16 protein-coding genes are annotated in these 20,523 nt (G+C 65.4%); 9 read left to right on the top strand and 7 right to left on the bottom strand.

The window, feature by feature from the left end:
* Window positions 1–1,330 (bottom strand): DNA polymerase III subunit alpha (gene dnaE / locus ACTHL0_RS15170; protein WP_440567631.1); only part of this gene is annotated, 1,330 nt, incomplete at its 3' end.
* Window positions 1,331–1,533: 203 nt separating this feature from the next.
* Here dnaE and ACTHL0_RS15165 point away from each other — a divergent pair.
* Both ACTHL0_RS15165 and gluQRS read left to right on the top strand, forming a co-directional pair.
* Window positions 1,534–2,400 carry a sulfurtransferase gene (locus ACTHL0_RS15165; RefSeq protein ID WP_440567630.1) on the top strand — a complete coding sequence of 289 codons (867 nt, stop codon included), beginning with the start codon at window positions 1,534–1,536 and terminating at the stop codon, window positions 2,398–2,400.
* A 23-nt stretch (window positions 2,401–2,423) separates the two neighbouring features.
* The gene (gene gluQRS / locus ACTHL0_RS15160) at window positions 2,424–3,398 is read left to right on the top strand and encodes a tRNA glutamyl-Q(34) synthetase GluQRS (protein WP_440567635.1); all 975 of its coding nucleotides are present in this window, start codon (window positions 2,424–2,426) and stop codon (window positions 3,396–3,398) included.
* A gap of 92 nt (window positions 3,399–3,490) precedes the next feature.
* On the opposite strand, the gene ACTHL0_RS15155 is transcribed toward gluQRS, so the two are convergent.
* A complete protein-coding gene (locus ACTHL0_RS15155) occupies window positions 3,491–4,507 on the bottom strand; it encodes a 1-aminocyclopropane-1-carboxylate deaminase (protein WP_440567629.1) in 1,017 nt (338 codons plus the stop codon).
* Window positions 4,508–4,827: 320 nt separating this feature from the next.
* On the opposite strand from ACTHL0_RS15155, the gene ACTHL0_RS15150 reads away from it, so the two are divergent.
* Window positions 4,828–5,292: an Lrp/AsnC family transcriptional regulator gene (locus ACTHL0_RS15150; RefSeq protein ID WP_440567634.1), complete on the top strand. Its 465-nt coding sequence runs from the start codon at window positions 4,828–4,830 to the stop codon at window positions 5,290–5,292.
* 153 nt (window positions 5,293–5,445) lie between these two features.
* Here the strand turns inward: ACTHL0_RS15150 and ACTHL0_RS15145 are convergent, their stop codons facing one another.
* Both ACTHL0_RS15145 and purT read right to left on the bottom strand, forming a co-directional pair.
* A complete protein-coding gene (locus tag ACTHL0_RS15145; protein ID WP_440567628.1) occupies window positions 5,446–6,891 on the bottom strand; it encodes a DEAD/DEAH box helicase in 1,446 nt (481 codons plus the stop codon).
* A 310-nt stretch (window positions 6,892–7,201) separates the two neighbouring features.
* On the bottom strand, window positions 7,202–8,416 hold the full coding sequence (purT, locus tag ACTHL0_RS15140) for a formate-dependent phosphoribosylglycinamide formyltransferase (protein ID WP_440567627.1): 1,215 nt from the start codon (window positions 8,414–8,416) through the stop codon (window positions 7,202–7,204).
* 215 nt (window positions 8,417–8,631) lie between these two features.
* Here purT and ACTHL0_RS15135 point away from each other — a divergent pair, with 215 nt between their 5' ends.
* Together ACTHL0_RS15135 and ACTHL0_RS15130 are read left to right on the top strand one after the other, a co-directional pair.
* Window positions 8,632–9,171 (top strand): META domain-containing protein, encoded by a 540-nt coding sequence (locus ACTHL0_RS15135; RefSeq protein ID WP_440567626.1) that lies wholly within the window; start codon window positions 8,632–8,634, stop codon window positions 9,169–9,171.
* A 42-nt stretch (window positions 9,172–9,213) separates the two neighbouring features.
* On the top strand, window positions 9,214–12,819 hold the full coding sequence (locus tag ACTHL0_RS15130) for a DNA translocase FtsK (protein ID WP_440567625.1): 3,606 nt from the start codon (window positions 9,214–9,216) through the stop codon (window positions 12,817–12,819).
* Between the two features lie 344 nt (window positions 12,820–13,163).
* Here the strand turns inward: ACTHL0_RS15130 and ACTHL0_RS15125 are convergent, their stop codons facing one another.
* Window positions 13,164–14,402 (bottom strand): lactonase family protein, encoded by a 1,239-nt coding sequence (locus tag ACTHL0_RS15125; RefSeq protein WP_440567624.1) that lies wholly within the window; start codon window positions 14,400–14,402, stop codon window positions 13,164–13,166.
* A 197-nt stretch (window positions 14,403–14,599) separates the two neighbouring features.
* Here ACTHL0_RS15125 and ACTHL0_RS15120 point away from each other — a divergent pair, with 197 nt between their 5' ends.
* Entirely contained in the window at window positions 14,600–14,758 is a 159-nt protein-coding gene (locus tag ACTHL0_RS15120; RefSeq protein ID WP_206953216.1) for a DUF3096 domain-containing protein, read from the top strand.
* Window positions 14,759–14,784: 26 nt separating this feature from the next.
* Here the strand turns inward: ACTHL0_RS15120 and ACTHL0_RS15115 are convergent, their stop codons facing one another.
* Complete coding sequence (locus ACTHL0_RS15115) at window positions 14,785–15,030, bottom strand: hypothetical protein (protein WP_440567633.1); 246 nt, start codon at window positions 15,028–15,030, stop codon at window positions 14,785–14,787.
* 295 nt (window positions 15,031–15,325) lie between these two features.
* Here ACTHL0_RS15115 and ACTHL0_RS15110 point away from each other — a divergent pair, with 295 nt between their 5' ends.
* Both ACTHL0_RS15110 and ACTHL0_RS15105 read left to right on the top strand, forming a co-directional pair.
* Complete coding sequence (locus tag ACTHL0_RS15110; RefSeq protein ID WP_440567623.1) at window positions 15,326–17,176, top strand: glycoside hydrolase family 15 protein; 1,851 nt, start codon at window positions 15,326–15,328, stop codon at window positions 17,174–17,176.
* Between the two features lie 271 nt (window positions 17,177–17,447).
* A complete protein-coding gene (locus tag ACTHL0_RS15105) occupies window positions 17,448–18,725 on the top strand; it encodes a polyhydroxyalkanoate depolymerase (RefSeq protein WP_440567622.1) in 1,278 nt (425 codons plus the stop codon).
* A 50-nt stretch (window positions 18,726–18,775) separates the two neighbouring features.
* Here the strand turns inward: ACTHL0_RS15105 and ACTHL0_RS15100 are convergent, their stop codons facing one another.
* Window positions 18,776–19,408, bottom strand: a complete 633-nt coding sequence (locus ACTHL0_RS15100; protein WP_440567621.1) for a TetR/AcrR family transcriptional regulator — start codon at window positions 19,406–19,408, stop codon at window positions 18,776–18,778.
* A 281-nt stretch (window positions 19,409–19,689) separates the two neighbouring features.
* Between ACTHL0_RS15100 and rsxB the strand changes: the two genes are divergently transcribed.
* Complete coding sequence (gene rsxB / locus ACTHL0_RS15095; protein WP_440567620.1) at window positions 19,690–20,511, top strand: electron transport complex subunit RsxB; 822 nt, start codon at window positions 19,690–19,692, stop codon at window positions 20,509–20,511.
* Window positions 20,512–20,523: the final 12 nt, after the last annotated feature.

The raw sequence follows: 20,523 nt of genomic DNA, 5'->3' as shown, positions 1-20,523 counted from the left end.
CCGCCGCCTTCGCCGCCATCGTGCCGAACGTCGCGATCTGCGACACCGCGTCGGCCCCGTACTTGCCCTTCACGTACTGAATGACGCGGTCGCGCCCTTCCTGGCAGAAGTCGATGTCGAAGTCGGGCATCGACACGCGTTCGGGATTCAAGAAGCGCTCGAACAGCAGGTTGTAGCGCAGCGGATCGAGATCGGTGATGCCGAGCGCGTAGGCGACGAGCGAGCCCGCGCCCGAACCGCGGCCCGGCCCCACGGGCACACCGTTGTTCTTCGCCCAATTGATGAAGTCCGCCACGATCAGGAAGTAGCCCGGAAAGCCCCTCTTGATGATCGTGCCGCACTCGAAATCGAGCCGCTGGTAGTAGTTATCGCGCTCGCTCGTGCGCTGAGCCTCATCGGGGTAGAGTTCGACGAGGCGCTTTTCCAGCCCCTCCTTCGACAACTGGACGAGGTAATCGTCGAGCGACATGCCGTCCGGGGTCGGGAACAACGGCAGCTTCGGCTTGCCGAGTTCGAGCGTCAAATTGCAGCGCTTGGCGATTTCGACGGTATTGGCGATCGCCGACGGAATGTCGGCAAAGCGCGCCGCCATCTCGGCTTGCGTGGCGAAACGCTGTTCCGCCGTGAAACGCTTGGGCCGCCGCGCATTGGCAAGAATGTCGCCCTCGGAGATACACACGCGCGCTTCGTGCGCCGTGTAATCGTCCTCAGTCATGAATTGAATCGGATGCGTTGCGACAACGGGCAGCTTCAGCGCCGATGCAAGCGCGATGGCTTGCTGCACGTACGCTTCGCCGCCGGGCTGGCCGTAGCGCTGCAACTCGATGTAGAACGCGTTCGGAAAGCGCGCTGCCCAGCGCTCGGCATGGCGCCGGGCAGCCTGTTCGTTACCGGCCGCGAGTGCGAGCCCGATATCGCCTTGCTGTGCGCCCGAGAGCGCGATCAGGCCCTCGCCAAGCGGCGAATCGAGCCAGCCGGCATCGACCTCGGCACGCCCGCGGTATTGGTTCGTGAGCCACGCCTTTGTCAGCAGCTCACAGAGGTTCAGATAGCCGCGGCGATCCTTGACGAGCAGCAGCAAGCGCGACGGCTTGTCGCGATCGTCGGGGTTCATCACCCAGACGTCGCAGCCCGCGATCGGCTTCACGCCGTTGCCGCGGGCTTCCTTGTAGAACCGGACGAGACCGAACGCGTTGGCGAGATCGGTCATGGCGAGCGCACCCTGGCCGTCTTTGGCGGCGGCCTTGACGATGTCGTCAAGGCGCACGATGCCGTCGGCAATCGAGAATTCGGAGTGAACGCGGAGATGGACGAAGCGAGGATCTGACATGGGCCGTATTGTACATCCGGCCTCCGCGTTTTCCGGCTGCCGAACGGCCGAGGGGCGTCACCGGCAGTTTGCGGGATAATAGCGGTTTCGCCGCCGTTCGCGCACCGCCGGAGCCGTCTGGGCCCGGTGCTGCGGCCGCCCCGCCGGGGCCGCCGTCGCGCCCGATGTGCCGCGGCGGTTCGTCTCGTCTTTGCTCCATCATCATGCGTATCGTCAATCTCGCCGCCTACCGCTTCGTCACGATCGATGCCATCGATACCTGGCGCGCACAGCTCATCGAGCGCTGCGAAGCGCTCGGCCTGCGCGGCACCATCCTGCTCGCACCCGAAGGCATCAATCTGTTCATCGCCGGCACGCCTGAAGCGGCCGGTGAATTCGTCGCCTACCTGCGCGGCGATCCTCTTTTCGAAGGCAAGTTCGCCGATCTGCCCTTCAAGGAAAGCCTCTCGGAAACGCAGCCGTTTCGCCGGATGCTCGTCAAGCGCAAACGCGAAATCATCACGATGAAAAAGCCCGCGATCCAGCCCGAGCTAGGTCGCGCACCGTCGGTCGACGCCCCCACGCTCAAGCGCTGGCTCGACGAAGGCCGCGACGACGAAGGCCGGCCCGTCGTCATGCTCGATACCCGCAATGCGTTCGAAGTCGACGTTGGCACCTTCGAACACGCCGTCGATTACCGGATCGCGAAGTTCAGCGAATTCCCGAGTGTCATTGAATCGCATCGCGAGCAGTTCGAAGGCAAAACGGTCGTCTCGTTCTGCACAGGCGGGATCCGCTGCGAGAAGGCGGCGATCCACATGAAGGAAGTCGGGATCGACCACGTCTATCAGCTCGAAGGCGGGATCCTCAAATACTTCGAAGAAGTGGGCGGCGCGCACTATCGCGGCGAATGTTTCGTGTTCGACCATCGCACCGCGCTTAATCCGCAACTCGAGCCGACTGCCACGGCCCAATGCTTCGGCTGCCGCGCCGTGGTCTCCGCCGAGGATCAGGGCTCGCCGCTCTATATCCCCGGCAAGACGTGCCCCGCATGCCATCCGGACAAGGACGCGGCGCGCGCGGCGGCGTGAACGGCGCGGCGCCGTCGCCGGCGATGCACGAGCAAGCGGCGCCCGCAGCCCGATCCGCAGGCGGCCAACGTTACCGCGGCCGCTTCGCGCCGTCGCCCACCGGCCGGCTTCATGCGGGCTCGCTCGTCGGCGCACTCGCGAGCTACCTCGACGCGCGCGCGCATCGCGGCGTCTGGCTCGTTCGTATCGAAGATATCGATGGCCCGCGGACGGTGCCGGGCGCCGATCGCGCGATTCTCGACACACTCGCGCGCTTCGGCATGGAAAGCGACGAGCCGCCCGTCTGGCAAAGCGCCCGCACGGCGCGTTATGCGCAGGCGTTCGAACGCCTGGAGCAGGCAGGTCATATTTATCCGTGCGGCTGCACGCGCAAGGAAATCGCCGATTCCTTGGCGAGCGCTCACGCGCGCCATACCACCCTGGCGTATCCGGGCACGTGCCGGGACGGTCTGAACGGCAAAGCCGCACGCGCATGGCGTCTGCGCGTGCCCGACGGCCCGGACGCCATCATGACGTTCGAAGATCGCTGGCAAGGCAGGCAAACGCAGGATCTCGCGCTCGAAGTGGGCGATTTCGTGCTCAAGCGCGCCGACGGGCAATGGGCGTATCAGCTTGCCGTCGTAGTCGACGATGCCGAGCAAGGCATCACGCACGTCGTGCGCGGCGCCGATCTGCTCGATTCCACGGCGCGGCAAATCTATCTGCAACGCTGCGTCGGCGTACCGACGCCGTCTTATCTGCACGTGCCCATCGTCGCCGATGCGCGAGGGGAAAAGCTCAGCAAACAAACGGGTGCACGCGAACTCGAGCTTGACGCGCCCTTGCCGGCGCTCGTGGCCGCGGCGCGGCACCTGGGATTGGAACTCGAGCGGGCCCCTGGCGGCAACGAAGACGACGCATCGCCGTACCGTTCGCTCGATGCGTTTTATGCGGACGCGATCGCCGCGTGGGCGAAACGATTCGTGGATTCCCAAGGGGCGCCGCGTGGCCGAAGCTGAACGCGGCCTGATCGACACTCAGGCGGAGGCAGCCGGCCACCCGCCGCCGCCCCGCCGCCCCGTCCTGCTTCGACACATTCAATCCTCCGCCATTACCCATCGCGGAAGATGAAGCTGTAAGCGCTCAATGCGGGCGCGCCGCCCAAGTGCGCGTACAGTACGCGCGAGCCCGGCGGAAATTCGCCTCGGCGCACTTTGTCGATCATCCCGTGCATCGACTTACCCTCGTACACGGGATCGGTCAGCATCCCCTCGCACCGTGCGCACAAGCGGATCGCTTCCAACGTGCCCTCATTGGGTAGCCCATATTCCGGCCCGCCGTAGCGCGTATCGAGCACGACGTCCTGGGCATCGATAGGACGACCGAGCCCGACGAGTTCAGCCGTATGTTCGGCGATGCGCGCAATCTGCGCGCGCGTGGCCTCGGGCTTCGCCGAGGCATCGATGCCGATGACGCGCTCGCTGCGCCCGTCGGCCGCGAAGCCGACGATCATCCCCGCTTGCGTGCTGCCGGTGACCGAGCACACGACGATGTAGTCGAACTTGAAGCCGAGCGCGGCCTCCTGCTCGCGTACTTCTTCGGCGAATCCGACGAAGCCGAGCCCGCCCAGCGGATGTTCGGAGCAACCGGCTGGAATCGCATACGGCTTGCCGCCGGCCGCGCGTACGCTTTCGAGCGCGTCCTCCCAGCTTTTTCGAATGCCGATGTCGAAGCCATCGGGCACGAGGCGCACGTCCGCACCGAGAATGCGCGAGAGCTCGATGTTGCCCACGCGATCGTAGACGGCGTCGTAGTAGTTGACCCAGTTCTCCTGCACGAGCACGCACTTCATGCCGAGATGCGCGGCCACGGCAGCGACTTGCCGCGTCTGATTCGATTGAATCCCGCCGATCGAAACGAGCGTATCGCAGCCCTGCGCGAGCGCTTCGGGGATGAGGTATTCGAGCTTGCGCGTTTTGTTGCCGCCGAATGCGAGGCCGCTATTGCAGTCCTCGCGCTTCGCATACAGCTCCACCTGGCCCCCCAGATGTGCGCTCAAGCGCTTGAGCGGCTGGATGGGAGTGGGGCCAAACGTCAGCGGGTAGCGGGGGAATCGCTTCAGGTTCATCGAGGGCTCCGGTGGGCAGAGAACGAGCGCCGCCTCGTGTTGCGCATTTCGCGGATGGCGGGCGAAGCCATCGCACCGGGCGGCGAGCGGGTGGAACACCGGAAAATGATAGGCAAGAGACGACGAAATGAGCTTGCGAAGTTTTATGGCTCAGCCTACTTTTGAGGCGTTTTAACCGTCAACCGATTAACGCATCCGGGACTTTATTGACCATGTGCGCAACGAAATTGCGCCGCAGCGATTCGCGCGGCCCGTTTTCCACTCGCCGGCGCCCTGGGATCGAGCCGCGGACGGAGGTGGGTGCCGACGCCCCCGTCGGCATGGCGCAGCTCGACCGCATCGATCGCGGCATCCTCCGGCAGCTGCAACGCGACGCCTCGATTTCGAATGTCGCGCTCGCGGAAAAGGTGAAGCTCAGCGCCCCAGCGTGCTTGCGACGCGTCGAGCGGCTCAAATCGCTTGGATTGATACGCGGTATCGTGGCCCTGCTGGAGCCGAAGGCAGTCGGCGCGGGGATGCTCGTCATCATCGGCATCGTGCTGGACCGATCGACGCCCGAAGCGTTCGCCGCGTTCGAGCAGGCGGCGCGCACGGTCTCAGGATGTATGGAGTGCCACGTCGTCACGGGCGAATTCGACTACTTCATGCTCGTGCGGACGCGCGACAGCGACAGCTTCAATCGGCTGCATGCCGAGCAATTGCTTTATCTGCCGGGCGTGCGGCAGGTTCGCACGTTCATGGTGCTCAAGGAGATTTTGTCGACGACGGAATTTCCGCTCGGATAACGCAAGGCGGGGAATTGAAGACGAGAACAGCGAGCAAGCCGCGTCCACCCGCGGCGCAAACCGTCGCGTCTCGCCGTGCCCTTTCCGAGACAGCGCCGTGCGGCCGCACAGGGGACCGTGATCGCCCCCCGCCCGCGCCCGGCGCTCGATGGTTCAGGACGACGAACTATTGCGCCGCGGCATGCCGAAACCGCCGAGCAGTGCCGCGAGCGGTTGCTTGGGCGCCTTCGTTTGCGGCGCCTCGGGCTTCTTCGCTTCCTCTTCCTTGCGCGCCGACGGCGACGGCTCGTACGGCTTCAGGAAGAATTCGTCGATCGGCGCGTGGTTAGCCCGATACGTCGTGCGCTCATGCGAACCCGTGCGCCGGCGTCCCGATCGCTCGTCGCGGTCGCGCTCGCGCGGGGCGTGCGCTTCGCGCCCCCGGCGCACCGGCGTCTCCACGGCGAGCGTCTGCACTTGCAGCGGCTTTTTGATCAGTTTCTCGATGTCGGCCAGTTGCTTGCGTTCATTGTGGCTGCATAGCGACAGCGCGTCGCCCGAGGCGCCCGCACGCCCGGTACGGCCGATCCGGTGCACGTAGTCTTCCGCATTGAACGGCAGGTCGAAATTGATGACGGCCGGCAGTTCCGCAATGTCGAGCCCCCGGGCGGCGACGTCCGTCGCCACCAGCGCCTCGATTTCGCCGCGCTTGAACGCGTCCAACGCCTGCATCCGCTCGTTTTGCGTCTTGTCGCCGTGAATCGCCGAGGCAACGACACCGTCGCGTTCGAGCTGGCGCGCCAATCGGCTCGCGCCGATCTTGCTGTTGCAGAACACGATCACTTGCTTGAGCTCGCGTTCGCGAATCAATTGGACGACGGCACCCTGTTTGTCACCCTCGGCCACCTCGTAGACGATCTGCGTCACGTTCGTGGCCGTCGAGTTGCTGCGTGCCACTTCGATGGTCTGCGGATTGCGCAGATAGGTGGACGCGAGCTTCTTGATTTCGCCGGAAAACGTGGCCGAGAACAGCAGCGTCTGCCGTTCCTTGGGCAACAGGTTCAGGATGCGCTGCAGATCGGGCAGGAAGCCCATGTCGAGCATGCGATCCGCCTCGTCCAGGACGAGAATCTGCACCTGGCCGAGATTCGCCGTCTTCTGCTGAACGTGATCGAGCAGGCGCCCGGGCGTCGCGATCAAGATCTCGACGCCGCGCCGCAGCTCCGCCGATTGCGGGTTCATGTCCACGCCGCCGAATACCACCGCGCTGCGCAGCGGGGTGTGCTTCGCATACGACTGGACGTTCGCGGCCACCTGATCGGCCAGCTCGCGCGTGGGCGTGAGAATCAGCGCCCGCACAGGATGTCGGGCCGGCGAGGCGCTCGTATTCGCGTTTGCCAGCAACCGTTGGATGATCGGCAGAGAGAAGCTGGCCGTCTTACCGGTTCCGGTTTGCGCGGCGCCCATGACGTCGCGCCCGGCCAGGACGACGGGAATCGCCTGCGCCTGGATCGGTGTGGGGGTGGTGTAACCCTGCTCGCTCACGGCCCGGAGAATTTCCGGGGCGAGACTGAACTGGTCGAAAGTCGCGGTAATAGGCGTGACAGCGGGATCGGACATTGTGGCGTTCGCTAAAAGTGCGCCGGTAGGCGCTGCGTCGTTCGAGCGCGCGGCGGCGGCAGCTGCCGCTCGATGAGATCGACGTGATGGCGGAGCCACGGCCAGTCTCGCGCGCTCGCGCCGAGGACGCCCGCAAAGACCGCGCTTCGTGCGCGGCCGGCTCCAGCCGGCGGACATGCCGCCGGAAAGGCCGGTATTGTAGCACCGCAGGATTGCAGGGGCCGTGCCCGGCTCCGGGCCGGCCGTATGAGCCCGCCCGATTCGCCGCTGATCGCGCCCCGCAAAAGGGGCGTATCCGGTAGCCGGACGATCAACTGGCGGACACGGGCCGCACCTTGCCCGCGGCGGCCAGCGCACGCTCGCGCGCCTCGTCGATATGCCGGCCCGTCGCAACGGCCACGCCCATGCGGCGCTTCTTGAAGCTCTCGGGTTTGCCGAACAGGCGCACATCGGTATCCGGCACAGCCAACGCCTCGCGTACCCCCTCGAATGCGATGCCGGCCTCTTCCAGTCCGCCGTAAATGACGGCCGACGCACCCGGTGCGAGCAACGACGTATCGACCGGCAGCCCCAGGATCGCGCGCGCATGCAGTTCGAACTCGGACAAGCGCTGCGAGCGCAGCGTGACGAGCCCCGTGTCGTGCGGACGCGGACTGACTTCGGAGAACCAGACTTCGTCGCCGCGCACGAACAACTCGACGCCGAAGACGCCCCGCCCGCCCAACGCGCTCGTCACGCGCTCGGCAATCTCCCTGGCGCGCGCGAGCGCGGCCGCGGACATCGGCTGAGGCTGCCACGATTGCACATAATCGCCGTCGACCTGCAAATGGCCGATCGGCTCGCAAAACGACGTCCGCACCTCGCCGCTGGCGGGATCGACGGCGCGCACCGTCAGCAGCGTGATTTCGTAATCGAACGTGATGAATCCTTCGACGATGACGCGCCCCACGTTGACACGCGCACCAGCCGTCGCGTACTGCCACGCGGGCTCGATGTCGGCCTCGCCGCGCACCACCGATTGGCCCTTGCCCGAAGACGACATCACGGGTTTGACGACGCACGGATAGCCGATCCGCGCAATCGCGGCCTTGAACGCGTCCAGGGAATCAGCGAACGCGTAGGGCGAAGTCGGCAAATCGAGCGTTTCGGCCGCGAGCCGGCGAATGCCTTCGCGGTTCATCGTCAGTTGGGTGGCGCGCGCGGTCGGGATGACTTCGGCGAGACCTTGCGCTTCGATCTCGGCGAGTGCATCGGTGGCGATCGCTTCGATTTCGGGCACGATCAGATGCGGCCGTTCGGCTTGCACGAGCGCCTTGATCGCCTGCGGATCGGTCATGTCGATCGTATGGGCGCGGTGCGCCAGCTGATGGCCGGGCGCGTTCGGATAGCGATCCACCGCGATGACTTCGACCCCGAGCCGCTGCAGCGCGACGATGACTTCCTTGCCGAGCTCGCCCGCGCCGAGCAGCATGACGCGCGTGGCCGAGGGCGAAAGCGGCGTGCCGATCCGTTGACCGATCTGCATGGCGAATCCCATATGTGCGAAAGAAGGAAAGACGGCGATGTTAACACGCGCACCCGCGCCCGTTCGCGCCGGCGACGGTACGAATGGTATCCCTAGGCGACGCACAAGCCGTCATCGATCGAGTCGAATCCTCACCTTGCGCGGCGCGCTCGCGCGCGACGACGGGAGTGCGTTACCCTTACGCCTTCGCCAGTTCAGAAACAAGGTTCGCGGCCATGTCGAATCCATTCATTGCGTCGGCGCGGGGTATCGTGCGTCGCTATCTGCCGTCGTGCGCGAGCGCGCTCGCGGCCGCGCTCGCCGTTGCCGGCTGCGCGATGCCGACGCATCCCGACTCCGAGGCGGGACCCAGCAATCCGCTCAATCCGGCGGCCGTCCAACTCCTGGACGACACCCGCTGGATCTTGCAGAGCGCGCAGACGAGCGACGCTCAGCGCGCGTTCGATGTCCCTGCCGATCCGGCGGCCGCCCCGACGCTCAAGCTCGACACGCAGTCCGGGCAGCGCCTCGCAACCGGCTTTGCGGGCTGCAATCAGTTCTCGGGATCGTACGCCCTGCGCAGCGGCGCGTTGACCCTCGGCCCGCTTGCCACGACACGCAAAGCCTGCGGGGCGGAGGCGGGCCGCCTCGAACGCGCCTATCTCGATGCGATCACCCATATCGATACGACCCTCGTCCAGATGCGGCCGCCGCAGCAGATGCGCATCGTTGCATCCAACGGCGTAACGCTGACCTTCGCGCGCGCAGACCGATGATCGGCAAGATGTCCGCCTCCCTCGAACGTTCCACCCTTTAGCATGCATACGGTAGTTTTCGGCTGGTTCGGCGTATCCGTCTTGTGGCTCGTGCCGCTCGCCTTGCGCCTTGCATATGCGGCATTGATGCGCGACCCGCAAGCGCGCGGTCGCGGCACGATCCGGCTTTGGCTCGGCTTCGCCGGCGTATTCGCCGGCAGCGGCGCGCTCGAAGCCGCACTCGTGCCCAACACGGGCAACGCACTTGGACACGCGCTGCTCGGCCTCGCCGTGCGCACGCTCGGGCGCGGCGCATTCTTCGCTTTGCCGGTGCTCGTGCTCGCCGCGCTGCCCTGGCTCATCGGCTTTTCCTGGCGCGGCGCATTGCGCTGGGCCGATCGCGCGTTCGGCCTCGGTTTGAATATCGGGCCGGGTGCGACGGCGTCGAGCGCCGCGCCCGGCGCGCGTGACGACGAATCGCGCTCTGCGCGCGGCGGCTTGAACAGCGCCGTCGTGCGCACGTCGACGACGAATGCGATGGCACCGAAATCGACGGGCCGCTACGCGCGGCCCACGGTTTGGCAGCCGCCGGCCGCATCGGGCGTGAAAGCGCGTCCCGCCGGTCCCGTGGCGCAGAGCGCCGCCCGCGGCACGGCGCGCGACGGACGCGGCCAGAACGCCAGGCCGTTCGAGCCGGCTGGATCGGGGCGGACGGCCTCGCAGCCTGCGGCACGGGGCATGAACGAGCCGTCCGGCGCGACACGCGTTGCGCGACCGGCGTCGAACGCGGCCGCAACGGCGAATCCGTCCAACGTGCCCATCGTGCCACCCATCCGGCATCGTCAAGCGCCCGCGGCCGCCGATGCAAGCGCTCGGCCTGTCATCTCCCCCATGCAACCGCGCGCCACCGACAGCGCTTCAACTGCCACCAGCGCGAGCGGCTACGCCGGCCCGCGCGCGATGCAGGCGGCAACCGAACGTTCGCCGGCAGCTCCCACTCCGGTCCCGCTCTCCCCGTCGCCTGCTCAAAGCAGATCGAACGCGCAACCGCAGCTGGGCGCGCGCGCGAACGCTGCGCCGCTCGATATCGCGCAGCATGCGGTACCGCCGGCTGAGCCGTCGCCGGGCGTGCTCGAAACGCTGAAGGCGATCGAGGCAAACGCTGCGCAATGGACCGCACTCGCCGGTTCGAGTCTCGCGCGGCGCGGTGCGGCGGTCGCGCCACGCCAGCAAAACGCGGATGCGGAAGGATCGAGCGATACACCCGCCGGCGCCGATGCAGCAAGCGGTGCGCACGGGGTGCCGCCCGAGGTCGAGCCGCCGTTCGCTTCCGTGACCGGGCAATCTACGGCTGCCTCGTTCGAGCCGTCGCAGGTCCATCCGAGCCGCGAGACGTCGATCGAACCCGACGGGAACACCACGGAGGCCGCCCCTGCGGCCGAACAGCCAACGCCGGGCCACGCCGGGGCGTCGCGCGGGCCCTGGATCGACGACGAACCGCCGTTCGCCGCTCGAGCGGACGCTGCCCAGGCCGTTAGCACCGCACCGGTGGATGCTGAAGCGCAACCCCAGAGCGTGGCACCGCCGATGAGCGGTAGCCCGGATGCACGTACGCCGCCTTCGACCGAGGCATCACATCCCAGAGAGGGATCGCCTGCCGCCGAGGTGCCGCCTCCCGCTGAAGCGGAGCGTTCCGCCGTTGGCACGCCACCGCTGCACGCCGTTGCCGCCGCAGCGGCCCAGGCGACACCCAGTGCATCCACACCAGCCGCGCCCGTGCTGTTGGAGCTTGCCGCAGCGCCGAAGGTCGATCCCCCATTCGTGGCACCGCCCCCGCTGCAGCCGGCGCCATGGGCGACGCCAACCGAAGCCCCCGTTCCGACCGCCGCACCGATCTCCCCGGAGAACGCTCACGCGACAACCTCGTCCGATAGGGACAACATCGACACGGCAGCACCCGTCGGCGCGTTGCCGGCCGCCATTTCCGCTGCCGCTCACGTAGAGCGCGCACTACCCGAGCAGCCCGCAGCGCCTGCGGCCACCGCCGCAACCGCGGCTCCGCCATCCCTCATCGCCGCGCCTCCCGCTCCGGCGCCCGAGGCCGCCGAGGCCGCCGAAGCCGCCGCACGCCCCGCGGTGCGCGGTCACGCGGCGACCGAATTCACGTTCCACGCGCCCGCAGCCTCCGCGGTGGAACTGCCATCGCTCGATCTGCTCGAGCCTGCTTCCAGCGAAGCGGAAGAGATACCCGCCGAGCGCCTGGCCCAGACGGGACAATTGATCGAACAGCGTCTGCAGGAATTCAAGGTGCCGGTGGCGGTCGTCGGCGCATCGGCCGGCCCCGTCATCACGCGCTTCGAGATCGAACCGGCCCTCGGCGTGCGCGGCAGCCAAATCGTCGGTTTGATGAAAGACCTGTCGCGCGGCCTCGGGCTCACCTCGATCCGAGTCGTCGAAACGATTCCCGGCAAGACCTGCATGGGACTCGAGCTGCCGAACGCCAAGCGACAGACGATCCGCCTGTCTGAAATCCTCGCCGCCGCGCCCTACCGCAATTCCGCCTCGAAGCTCACGATCGCGATGGGCAAGGACATCACCGGGGTGCCCATCGTCACGGATCTGGCCAAAGCGCCGCACATGCTCGTGGCGGGTACGACAGGCTCAGGTAAATCGGTCGCCATCAACGCGATGATCGTCTCGCTGCTCTTCAAGGCCACGCCCGAAGAAGTGCGGCTGATCATGATCGATCCGAAGATGCTCGAGCTGTCCGTCTATGAAGGGATTCCACACCTGCTCGCGCCCGTCGTCACGGACATGAAGCTCGCGGCGAACGCGCTGAACTGGTGCGTCGGCGAAATGGAGAAACGCTACCGGCTCATGTCGGCCGTCGGCGTGCGCAACCTCGCCGGCTTCAATCAAAAGCTGCGCGACGCGCAGGCCGCCGGCAAGAAAATCGGCAATCCGTTCTCGCTGACGCCCGACGCGCCAGAGCCGCTGTCTCCCTTGCCGATGATCGTCGTCGTCATCGACGAATTGGCCGATCTGATGATGGTCGCCGGCAAGAAGATCGAAGAGCTGATCGCGCGGCTCGCGCAAAAGGCCCGCGCAGCAGGCATTCACCTGATTCTGGCCACGCAGCGCCCGTCCGTCGATGTCATCACCGGCCTCATCAAAGCCAACATTCCGACGCGCGTCGCGTTCCAGGTCTCGTCGAAGATCGATTCGCGCACGATCCTGGATCAGATGGGCGCCGAATCGCTGCTCGGCCAAGGCGACATGCTGTTCCTGCCGCCCGGCACCGGCTACCCGCAACGCGTTCACGGTGCGTTCGTCGCCGACGAGGAAGTCCATCGCGTCGTCGAGCATCTGAAGCAATTCGGCGAGCCGGAATACGAGGAAGGCATCCTCGACGGCCCGGCGACGGAAGGCGCGGCGCAGGATCTGTTCGGCGACGCGCCCGACGCCGAAGCCGATCCGCTCTACGACGAAGCCGTGGCGTTCGTCGTCCGTACCCGTCGCGCGTCGATTTCGGCGGTGCAGCGGCAACTGCGGATCGGTTACAACCGCGCGGCGCGCCTCGTCGAACAAATGGAAGCGGCCGGGCTTGTCTCGTCGATGGGCGTGAACGGTACGCGCGAGGTCATCGCACCGCCGAGTTCGGAGCCTTGATACAAGGCCGCGTAAAACGTGCCAGCCGATTGCAAGAACTAGCCGGCCGATCGGCGGCTTCCGCGCGATGCGGGTAAAGCAGGCATTCATGCACCGGTCGGCCGACGCCGTTATGCGATTCGGCTACATTCAGCCGATGGCCAATCCGGCACGGCAGTTGCTTTGGAAGTTCGGAACCCGAACGCACTGGCCCGCCGTGACATCGGCTGGACGCCGCTCGCCGTATTCGATCGCAACCGAAACAGAAACCATCAATCCCTGCCGCCTCGCCCCCCGTGAGGCGGTAGCTTCGAGCCTACGCGCTTGCTCTGACGCGTGGGCTCTCTTTGTTTTTGCGCGGCCGATTACGACGCCGGCGTAAATTGAAAGTCCACCGGCGAACCGATCGACAGGCGCGTCGGGCTGGCCAGCAGCCCGGTGTCCGGATCGCGCCGGAACACGAACGCGCTGTCGCTGTCCTGGTTGCCGACGATGAGCCAGCGGCCCGTCGGATCAATAGCGAATTCACGCGGCGTGCGCCCGAGCGTGGACTGCCTGCCGACGAACTTGAGCAAGCCATCGTATGGATCCACGGAGAAGATGACGATCTCGTTCGCATCGCCGCGGTTTGTTGCGTAGAGGAACTTGCCGTCCGGAGACAGGTGAATCGCCCCCGCGCCAATCTTCCCCGTGAACCCTGGCGCCGCGAGGGGCGCCACCTGGAGCGGCCGCAGCTTGCCATTCGCATATTGGAGCGCGGTCACTGTCCCGGCCAACTCGCTCGTGAGGTAGGCATAGCGTCCGCTACTATCGAACACGAGATGGCGCGGGCCCGATCCGGCCGGCATCTGCACATAGCCTTCCGGCGTCGGGCTGATGAGCCCTCGGCTGCCGTCGTTCGTATAGCGGTATTCGTAGAGCTTATCGCCGCCGAGGTCTTGCGCAAACAGGTAACGACCGTCGGGTGTAAAGACCGTCGAGTGAACGTGCGCATTGTCCTGGCGGCCTTTGACAGGGCCGCCGCCTTCATGGTGGACGACCAGCACCGCCGCCCCGATGCCGCCCCCGTCCTGCAGGGGAAACACGGCGAAACTGCCGCCCGGATCGGTGGCCACCGAATAGTTCGCCGTCAGCAAATAGCGGCCGTCTGGCGAAAGCGCCAGATAGCAAGGATCGTTGCCTTCCGAGGAGACGCGATCGATGAACGTCAGTTGTCCCGCGCGCGGATCGAATGCGAACGCGCTGATGCCGCCCCGCTCGTTCGCGGGACCGTTGTCGCCCGGCAATTCGTTGACGGCGTAGACATGGCGGTTGTCGCGGCTCACGACGAGGTACGACGGATTGACAGTCTGGATCGACGAAACCGGCGTGACCCGCCCGTCGGACGAGTCGAAACGGTAGACATAGATCCCGTGACTGGTTCCGCTCGTGTAAGTGCCGACCAGCAAATCGTAGACGGGGGCTGACGTCGTTGCTGGCGCATTTTGCGCCCAAGCGTAGGCGGGCGCGGCGCCAAGCGAACCGGCGAGCACCAGCGAGCTCAGCCAACCGCGCGAGGCGGTCAAAAGCGCCTGCGGCAGCGCGGCCCGAACGATATGCGACATGAACACCTCCAATGAGCGTCTGTCCCCGAGCCGGCATGCGGCTGGCTACCGGGCGGGCCGCGCACCGGGCCGGCACTTTGCATAGGGTCTGATTGGACGCTCCCGCCGCCTCAGGTCGAAAGCATGCAAAGGACATGAGCGGACGACGGCGCGTCGACTCAGTCCCCATAAGCGTTCAATACACCTAAGGAGCCGCTATGAACATCTTCGTCAGTTTGGGACCGCTTGCCGCGCTGATTGCGGGCATTTTGATTCTGGTGGTGCCGCGACTCTTGAACTACATCGTCGCGCTCTACCTGATCATCATCGGATTACTGGGGCTGCTGGGCCCGGGCGCGCACTCACTGCATCTTTGAGCGCCCGCACCGGGCGCGGGCACGGCTCAACCATTCACGAACTGGTCGAGCCGCAGCTTGCCCTGCAGGGACAAGCCGCCCACCGCATAATGACCGTCACCGTCATGGTGACGTTTGAAGCAGCCGCGCTCGATCAGGAACGCTGCAGCCGTTTCCATGGCGTTGCGGGTCAAACCGAGGGTGCGGGCATCGAGATGGAGCAAGGCGTCATCGCCGAGCTCGCGTGCTGCGGAAAGGATCGTAATGCAATCGACCTTCGACGGATTCAGCATGGCGTCAATTCTCTCGTTTTGAGGGTTGAAGACAGGCGCAATGGTGGCCGAGCGCGCATCGCATTGTGTGTGATGTTTGGAGCTCGTTGATCGGAAGCACGCGGCCGGAATCCCCGAAATCCGATTGTAGCCAGCGATTCCACAGCAAGGCAACGCGAAATCGTTTTCCTCCGATTTGTCCTTCACGCGGCCCAAGGATTGCATGGTCCGGCGCACGAACAATGTACATTGACGCGCATTCGGCGTCCGATTCGTATCGGCATTCGCACCGATAGCAGGAGCAAAAACCGACACCATGCCTGCGCATATCGAAGACTACGCATTCGTCGGCGACGGCCACACGGCCGCCCTGATTTCACGTGACGGCTCAGTCGATTGGCTCTGTTGGCCACGCTTCGATTCGGGCGCCTGCTTCGCCGCGCTGCTCGGCAGCGAACAGCATGGCCGATGGCGTATCGCACCGGCGCTCGATACCCCCATCACGCGCACACGACGGTACCGCGGCGAGACGTTGATCCTGGAGACAGATCACGAAACGCCCGATGGTGCCGTCACGGTGATCGACTTCATGCCGCCCTCCAACGGCCATTCCGAACTCGTGCGGATTGTGGTGGGCAAGCGCGGCAAGGTGCCGATGTGCATGTCGCTCACCCTGCGCTTCGACTATGGCTTATCGGTCCCTTGGGTGACGCGGCTCAAACATGGCGGCGGCATCAAAGCCGTGGTCGGTCCCGATACCGTCGTGCTGCGCACGCCGGTCGAGTTGCGCGGCGAGAACATGCACACGGTAGCGGCGTTCACGGTATCGGAAGGCGAGCAGATTCCGTTCGTGCTCGCCTATTCCGGCTCGCCTCAGCGCTTGCCGCCCGCCCGGGATCCGCTCGACTTGCTCGAGCGGACGCAGCAGTACTGGTGCGACTGGATCGCCCAATGCGGCGTGCAAGGGCGCTACGCCGCACCGATCCGCCGCTCGCTGATCACCCTCAAAGCGCTCGCCTATCAGCCCACCGGCGGCATCGTCGCCGCGCCTACCACGTCGCTGCCCGAACGCCTGGGCGGGGCGCGCACCTGGGACTACCGCTCCTGCTGGCTACGCGATGCGACCATCACGCTCCTCGCGCTGATGCGTTGCGGCTTCTACGATGAAGCCCGCGCCTGGCGCACTTGGCTCGAGCGCGCGCTCGCGGGTTCGCCGGCCCAAGCGCAGATCCTGTACGGCGTGGCGGGCGAGCGCCGCGTGCCCGAAACGGAAATCCCCTGGCTGCCCGGCTATGAGGGGGCGAGCCCCGTGCGCATCGGCAATAAGGCGGTCGGGCAATTACAGCTCGATGTTTACGGCGAAGTGATGAACGCGCTGCATCTGGCCCGCGTGGGCGGTCTGCATGCGGACGAAGCCGCATGGGCATTGCAATGCGTGATGCTCGAACACCTGGAGACCATTTGGACCGAACCCGACGAAGGGCTGTGGGAAGTGCGCAGCGGCCCGCGCCAGTTCACGTTCTCGAAAGTGATGGCGTGGGTTGCGTTCGACCGCGGCATCCGCTCCGCCGAAAATTTCAAACTGCCGGCGCCGATCGAGCGCTGGCGTACGCTGCGCGATCGGATTCACGCGGATGTCTGCGATAAGGGCTGGAACGACGAGCGGAACACGTTCACCCAGGTGTATGGCGGCGACGAACTCGACGCGAGCCTGCTGTTGATGCCGCTCGTCGGCTTCTTGCCGCCCGACGATCCGCGCATCCGCTCGACGGTTGCGGCCATCGAGCGCGACCTCGCCTTCGATGGCTTTGTCAGCCGCTACCGCACACACAAGGTCGACGACGGGATGCCGCCCGGCGAGGGCACTTTTTTGGCGTGCACGTTCTGGATGGTCGACAACCTGGCGCTGCAAGGACGCATGGACGAGGCGCATGCGATGTACGAACGCTTGATCAGCCTCGCCAACGACGTGGGCCTGCTCTCCGAAGAGTACGATCCGCAGACCTGCCGCTTCATCGGCAATTTCCCTCAGGGGTTTTCGCACGTGGCGCTCGTCCATACCGGCTTGAACCTCATGCGCCACGAGGAGCAGATGGCAGGGGCGACCGGGCATCCGACCGGACACGGCCGCGACGCCCCTCCCGAGCCGGACACCGAGGCACCTTGATCGAACCCTGTTTAAATCGCGTCGCGAAGGCGGTCTGGATGGCAGGCGCCGGGCAGGCGCCGATCCGTTAGCGGGATATCGGCACGTTTGCTGCGAAGCAGTATGCGGGAAAGTCCCTGGGCGATGCGGTGAATTGCTGCGTTGCACCAACCCTACTTCTCCTTTATCATCAACCGAGTAATACCGCCACGAGCACCTGTTCGGTCCTCTCAGTCGCGACGCCGAGCGCCGCTTTTTATTGCCCCGTTCCACCCCGCGGGAGCCCTACACCATGCTTTACCAGTTTTACGAGTTTCAGCGCGCGCTCTTGAATCCGCTGACCGCCTGGGCGCAAGCCGCCTCGAAATCGTTCGCCAACCCGGCGAGCCCTTTCGCTTATGTGCCTGGCGCGACTCGCCTGTCAGCGGGTTACGAATTGCTGTACCGGCTGGGCAAAGATTACGAAAAGCCCGAATTCGACATTCATCAAATTGTCAAAGACGGCCACAACATTCCGATCATTGAGCAAACGATCGTCGAAAAGCCGTTTTGCCGGCTGTTGCGCTTCAAACGCTTCGCTGACGATCCCGATGCCGTTTCGCAATTGAAGGACGAGCCCGTCGTGCTCGTTTGCTCGCCGCTGTCGGGCCACCATTCCACGCTGCTGCGCGATACGGTGCGCACGCTGCTGCAGGATCACAAGGTCTACATCACCGATTGGATGGATGCGCGCATGGTCCCGCTCGAGGACGGCCCGTTCCATCTGGACGACTACGTTGCCTACATCCAGGAATTCATCCGCCATATCGGCGCGAAGAATTTGCACGTGTTGTCGGTGTGTCAGCCGACGGTGCCCGTGCTCGCCGCCATTTCGCTCATGGCGAGCCGCGGCGAGGACACCCCGCGCACAATGACGATGATGGGCGGCCCGATCGACGCGCGGCGCAGCCCCACGTCGGTCAATTCGCTGGCGATGCAGCGCTCGTATCAGTGGTTCGAGAACAACGTGATTCACACGGTGCCGCCGAACTATCCGGGCGTCGGGCGCCATGTGTATCCGGGCTTCCTGCAGCATGCAGGCTTCGTGGCGATGAATCCGGAGCGTCACGCGGCATCGCACTGGGACTTCTATCAAAGCCTGCTGCGCGGCGACGAAGACGATGCCGAAGCGCATCGCCGTTTCTACGACGAGTACAACGCCGTGCTCGACATGGCTGCCGAGTATTATCTCGATACCATCCGCATTGTCTTTCAGGAGTTCCGTCTCGCCGAAGGCACGTGGGAGATCGACGGCGAGCTCGTGCGTCCTCAGGACATTAAAAAGACGGCGCTGTTCACGATCGAGGGCGAACTCGACGATATTTCGGGCTGCGGACAAACGCGCGCGGCGCACGATCTGTGCACCGGCATTCCCGGGAAGAACAAGCATCACTTCACCGCGGAAAAATGCGGCCACTACGGCATCTTCTCAGGCCGCCGCTGGCGTACGATCATCTACCCGCAACTGCGCGATTTCATTCTCGAGCACAACCGCGAAACGAAACGCGCGCCCGAGCCGGTGGAAGCGTAACGCGTTGACAGTACGCGCCACGCCTCGCTGGCTGGCGCGGTCCTGCCCGCCTATTTGCGCATCAGATAGGCGAGCAGCAGCTCGGTGTTCAAGCGAACCATCTCGGCGCGCTCGGATGCCGAGCTGAAATCGCGGCCCAACGAAGCTTCGAGCGTGAAGCGGTTCGAGACGATGTAGTAGCCGAGCCCCGACAACGTGACGTACAGCCGCAAAGGATCGACGTTGGCGCGGAAAAGGCCCGCACGTTGCCCGCGATCGAGAATCGACGACAGCGTCGCCACCAACGGCGAAATCAATTCGCGGATACGCGATGACCGCTGGATGTAACGCGCCTCATGCAGATTTTCGTTGTTGATGAGACGCAGCAAGTCAGGATGATCGCGATAGTAGTCCCACACGAAATGCGCGAGCCGCGTAATGGCTTCGATAGGGGCAACGCCGTTCAGATCGAGCGTTTTTTCCGCCTCCGTGAGTGCGCTGAAAGCGTGCTCGAGTACCGCCGTGAAAAGCTGCTCTTTGCTACCGAAGTAGTAATAGAGCATGCGCTCGTTCGTCTCCGCCCGCCGGGCAATTTGATCGACGCGCGCGCCGAACAAACCACCATTTGCAAATTCTTCGGCCGCCGCAAGCAGAATACGGCGCCGCGTGCCTTCTGGATCTCTTTTGATTTTCGCTTGATTCATGGTGGCCTTTTTGCTTCGTGAGCCGCGTTGCCCCGTCACGCGGCCGGCCCTCCTCGACCCTACGCCGGCAGCGTGAACGAGCGCGCCATTTTTCTGGGAAATTCCGTGCGTCTCGTGCGAAAAAGCGCTTCGATTATGGCACAAGGGTGACCAATGGCAATCCGGGAAATCGGCGATAATGGCCTCTTTTCCCGCACGCGATGCGCACCGGCGGCCCGCTCGTCGCTCATCGTGCGTGGGCGGCGCTTAACGCCGCCCGCAAGCTTCCAGACGTTCTCAACGTGACCGATCGTGTAACTCTCGCAGACCGCATCGAGGATCTGCTTCCCCAAACGCAATGCACGAAGTGCGGCTATGACGGCTGCCGCCCTTATGCGCAAGCCGTCGCCCGCGGCGAGGCCGGCTATAACCAATGCCCGCCCGGCGGCGCACAAGGCATCGCGCGCCTGGCCGCCCTGCTCGGCCAACCCGTGATCCCCTTGAACCCCGTCAACGGCGAGGAACGGCCGCGCCCGCTGGCCGTCATCGACGAAACGCTCTGCATCGGCTGCACCCTCTGCATGCAGGCATGCCCTGTCGATGCGATCGTCGGCGCGCCCAAACTCATGCATACGGTCGTCGCCGAACTGTGCACGGGCTGCGACTTGTGTGTGCCGCCGTGCCCCGTCGATTGCATCGACATGAAGCCCGTGACGGGAGAACGCACCGGCTGGGATGCCTGGAGCCCCGCTCAGGCCGAGGCGGCGCGCCTGCGGCACGACCGGCGCACGGCGCGGCTCGAGCGCGAGCGGCGGGCCGCCGAAGCCCGCGCGGCCGCCCGCCGCGCCGAGGCCGCCGCCGGCTCGAAAGCGCCCGGCATGACGGCGCCGGAAGACGACGAAGCGGCCAGGAAACGCGCCATCATCCAGGCGGCGCTCGAGCGTGCGCGCCAAAAGAAAGAGGCGCTCGCGGCACAAGGCGTTGCTCCGAAAAATGTCGCCAACGTGAGCCCCGACGTACAGGCGCAAATCGATGCGGCCGATGCCCGCCGCGAGCGCCTCGACACCTCGAACACGCCGCCCGGTCAGGCATCCGATCACGCCCCCGATCCCGACGAACACTGATCTCTTTTCCGC

Origin of the sequence: Trinickia sp. (genome assembly GCF_051961175.1) — a bacterium.
Taxonomy (GTDB): domain Bacteria; phylum Pseudomonadota; class Gammaproteobacteria; order Burkholderiales; family Burkholderiaceae; genus Trinickia.
The sequence above is the reverse complement of the archived record's forward strand: the minus strand, read 5'-3'. Positions and strand labels throughout refer to the sequence as shown.

Coding starts and splice junctions, on each gene's coding strand:
- ACTHL0_RS15145 (WP_440567628.1), bottom strand. CDS start 6,891: ATGTCCGATCCCGCTGTCACGCCTATTACCGCGACTTTCGACCAGTTC.
- ACTHL0_RS15155 (WP_440567629.1), bottom strand. CDS start 4,507: ATGAACCTGAAGCGATTCCCCCGCTACCCGCTGACGTTTGGCCCCACT.
- ACTHL0_RS15100 (WP_440567621.1), bottom strand. CDS start 19,408: ATGAATCAAGCGAAAATCAAAAGAGATCCAGAAGGCACGCGGCGCCGT.
- ACTHL0_RS15135 (WP_440567626.1), top strand. CDS start 8,632: ATGTCGAATCCATTCATTGCGTCGGCGCGGGGTATCGTGCGTCGCTAT.
- ACTHL0_RS15115 (WP_440567633.1), bottom strand. CDS start 15,030: ATGCTGAATCCGTCGAAGGTCGATTGCATTACGATCCTTTCCGCAGCA.
- ACTHL0_RS15165 (WP_440567630.1), top strand. CDS start 1,534: ATGCGTATCGTCAATCTCGCCGCCTACCGCTTCGTCACGATCGATGCC.
- ACTHL0_RS15120 (WP_206953216.1), top strand. CDS start 14,600: ATGAACATCTTCGTCAGTTTGGGACCGCTTGCCGCGCTGATTGCGGGC.
- ACTHL0_RS15130 (WP_440567625.1), top strand. CDS start 9,214: ATGCATACGGTAGTTTTCGGCTGGTTCGGCGTATCCGTCTTGTGGCTC.
- ACTHL0_RS15110 (WP_440567623.1), top strand. CDS start 15,326: ATGCCTGCGCATATCGAAGACTACGCATTCGTCGGCGACGGCCACACG.
- ACTHL0_RS15150 (WP_440567634.1), top strand. CDS start 4,828: ATGGCGCAGCTCGACCGCATCGATCGCGGCATCCTCCGGCAGCTGCAA.
- ACTHL0_RS15125 (WP_440567624.1), bottom strand. CDS start 14,402: ATGTCGCATATCGTTCGGGCCGCGCTGCCGCAGGCGCTTTTGACCGCC.
- purT (WP_440567627.1), bottom strand. CDS start 8,416: ATGCAGATCGGTCAACGGATCGGCACGCCGCTTTCGCCCTCGGCCACG.
- ACTHL0_RS15105 (WP_440567622.1), top strand. CDS start 17,448: ATGCTTTACCAGTTTTACGAGTTTCAGCGCGCGCTCTTGAATCCGCTG.
- gluQRS (WP_440567635.1), top strand. CDS start 2,424: ATGCACGAGCAAGCGGCGCCCGCAGCCCGATCCGCAGGCGGCCAACGT.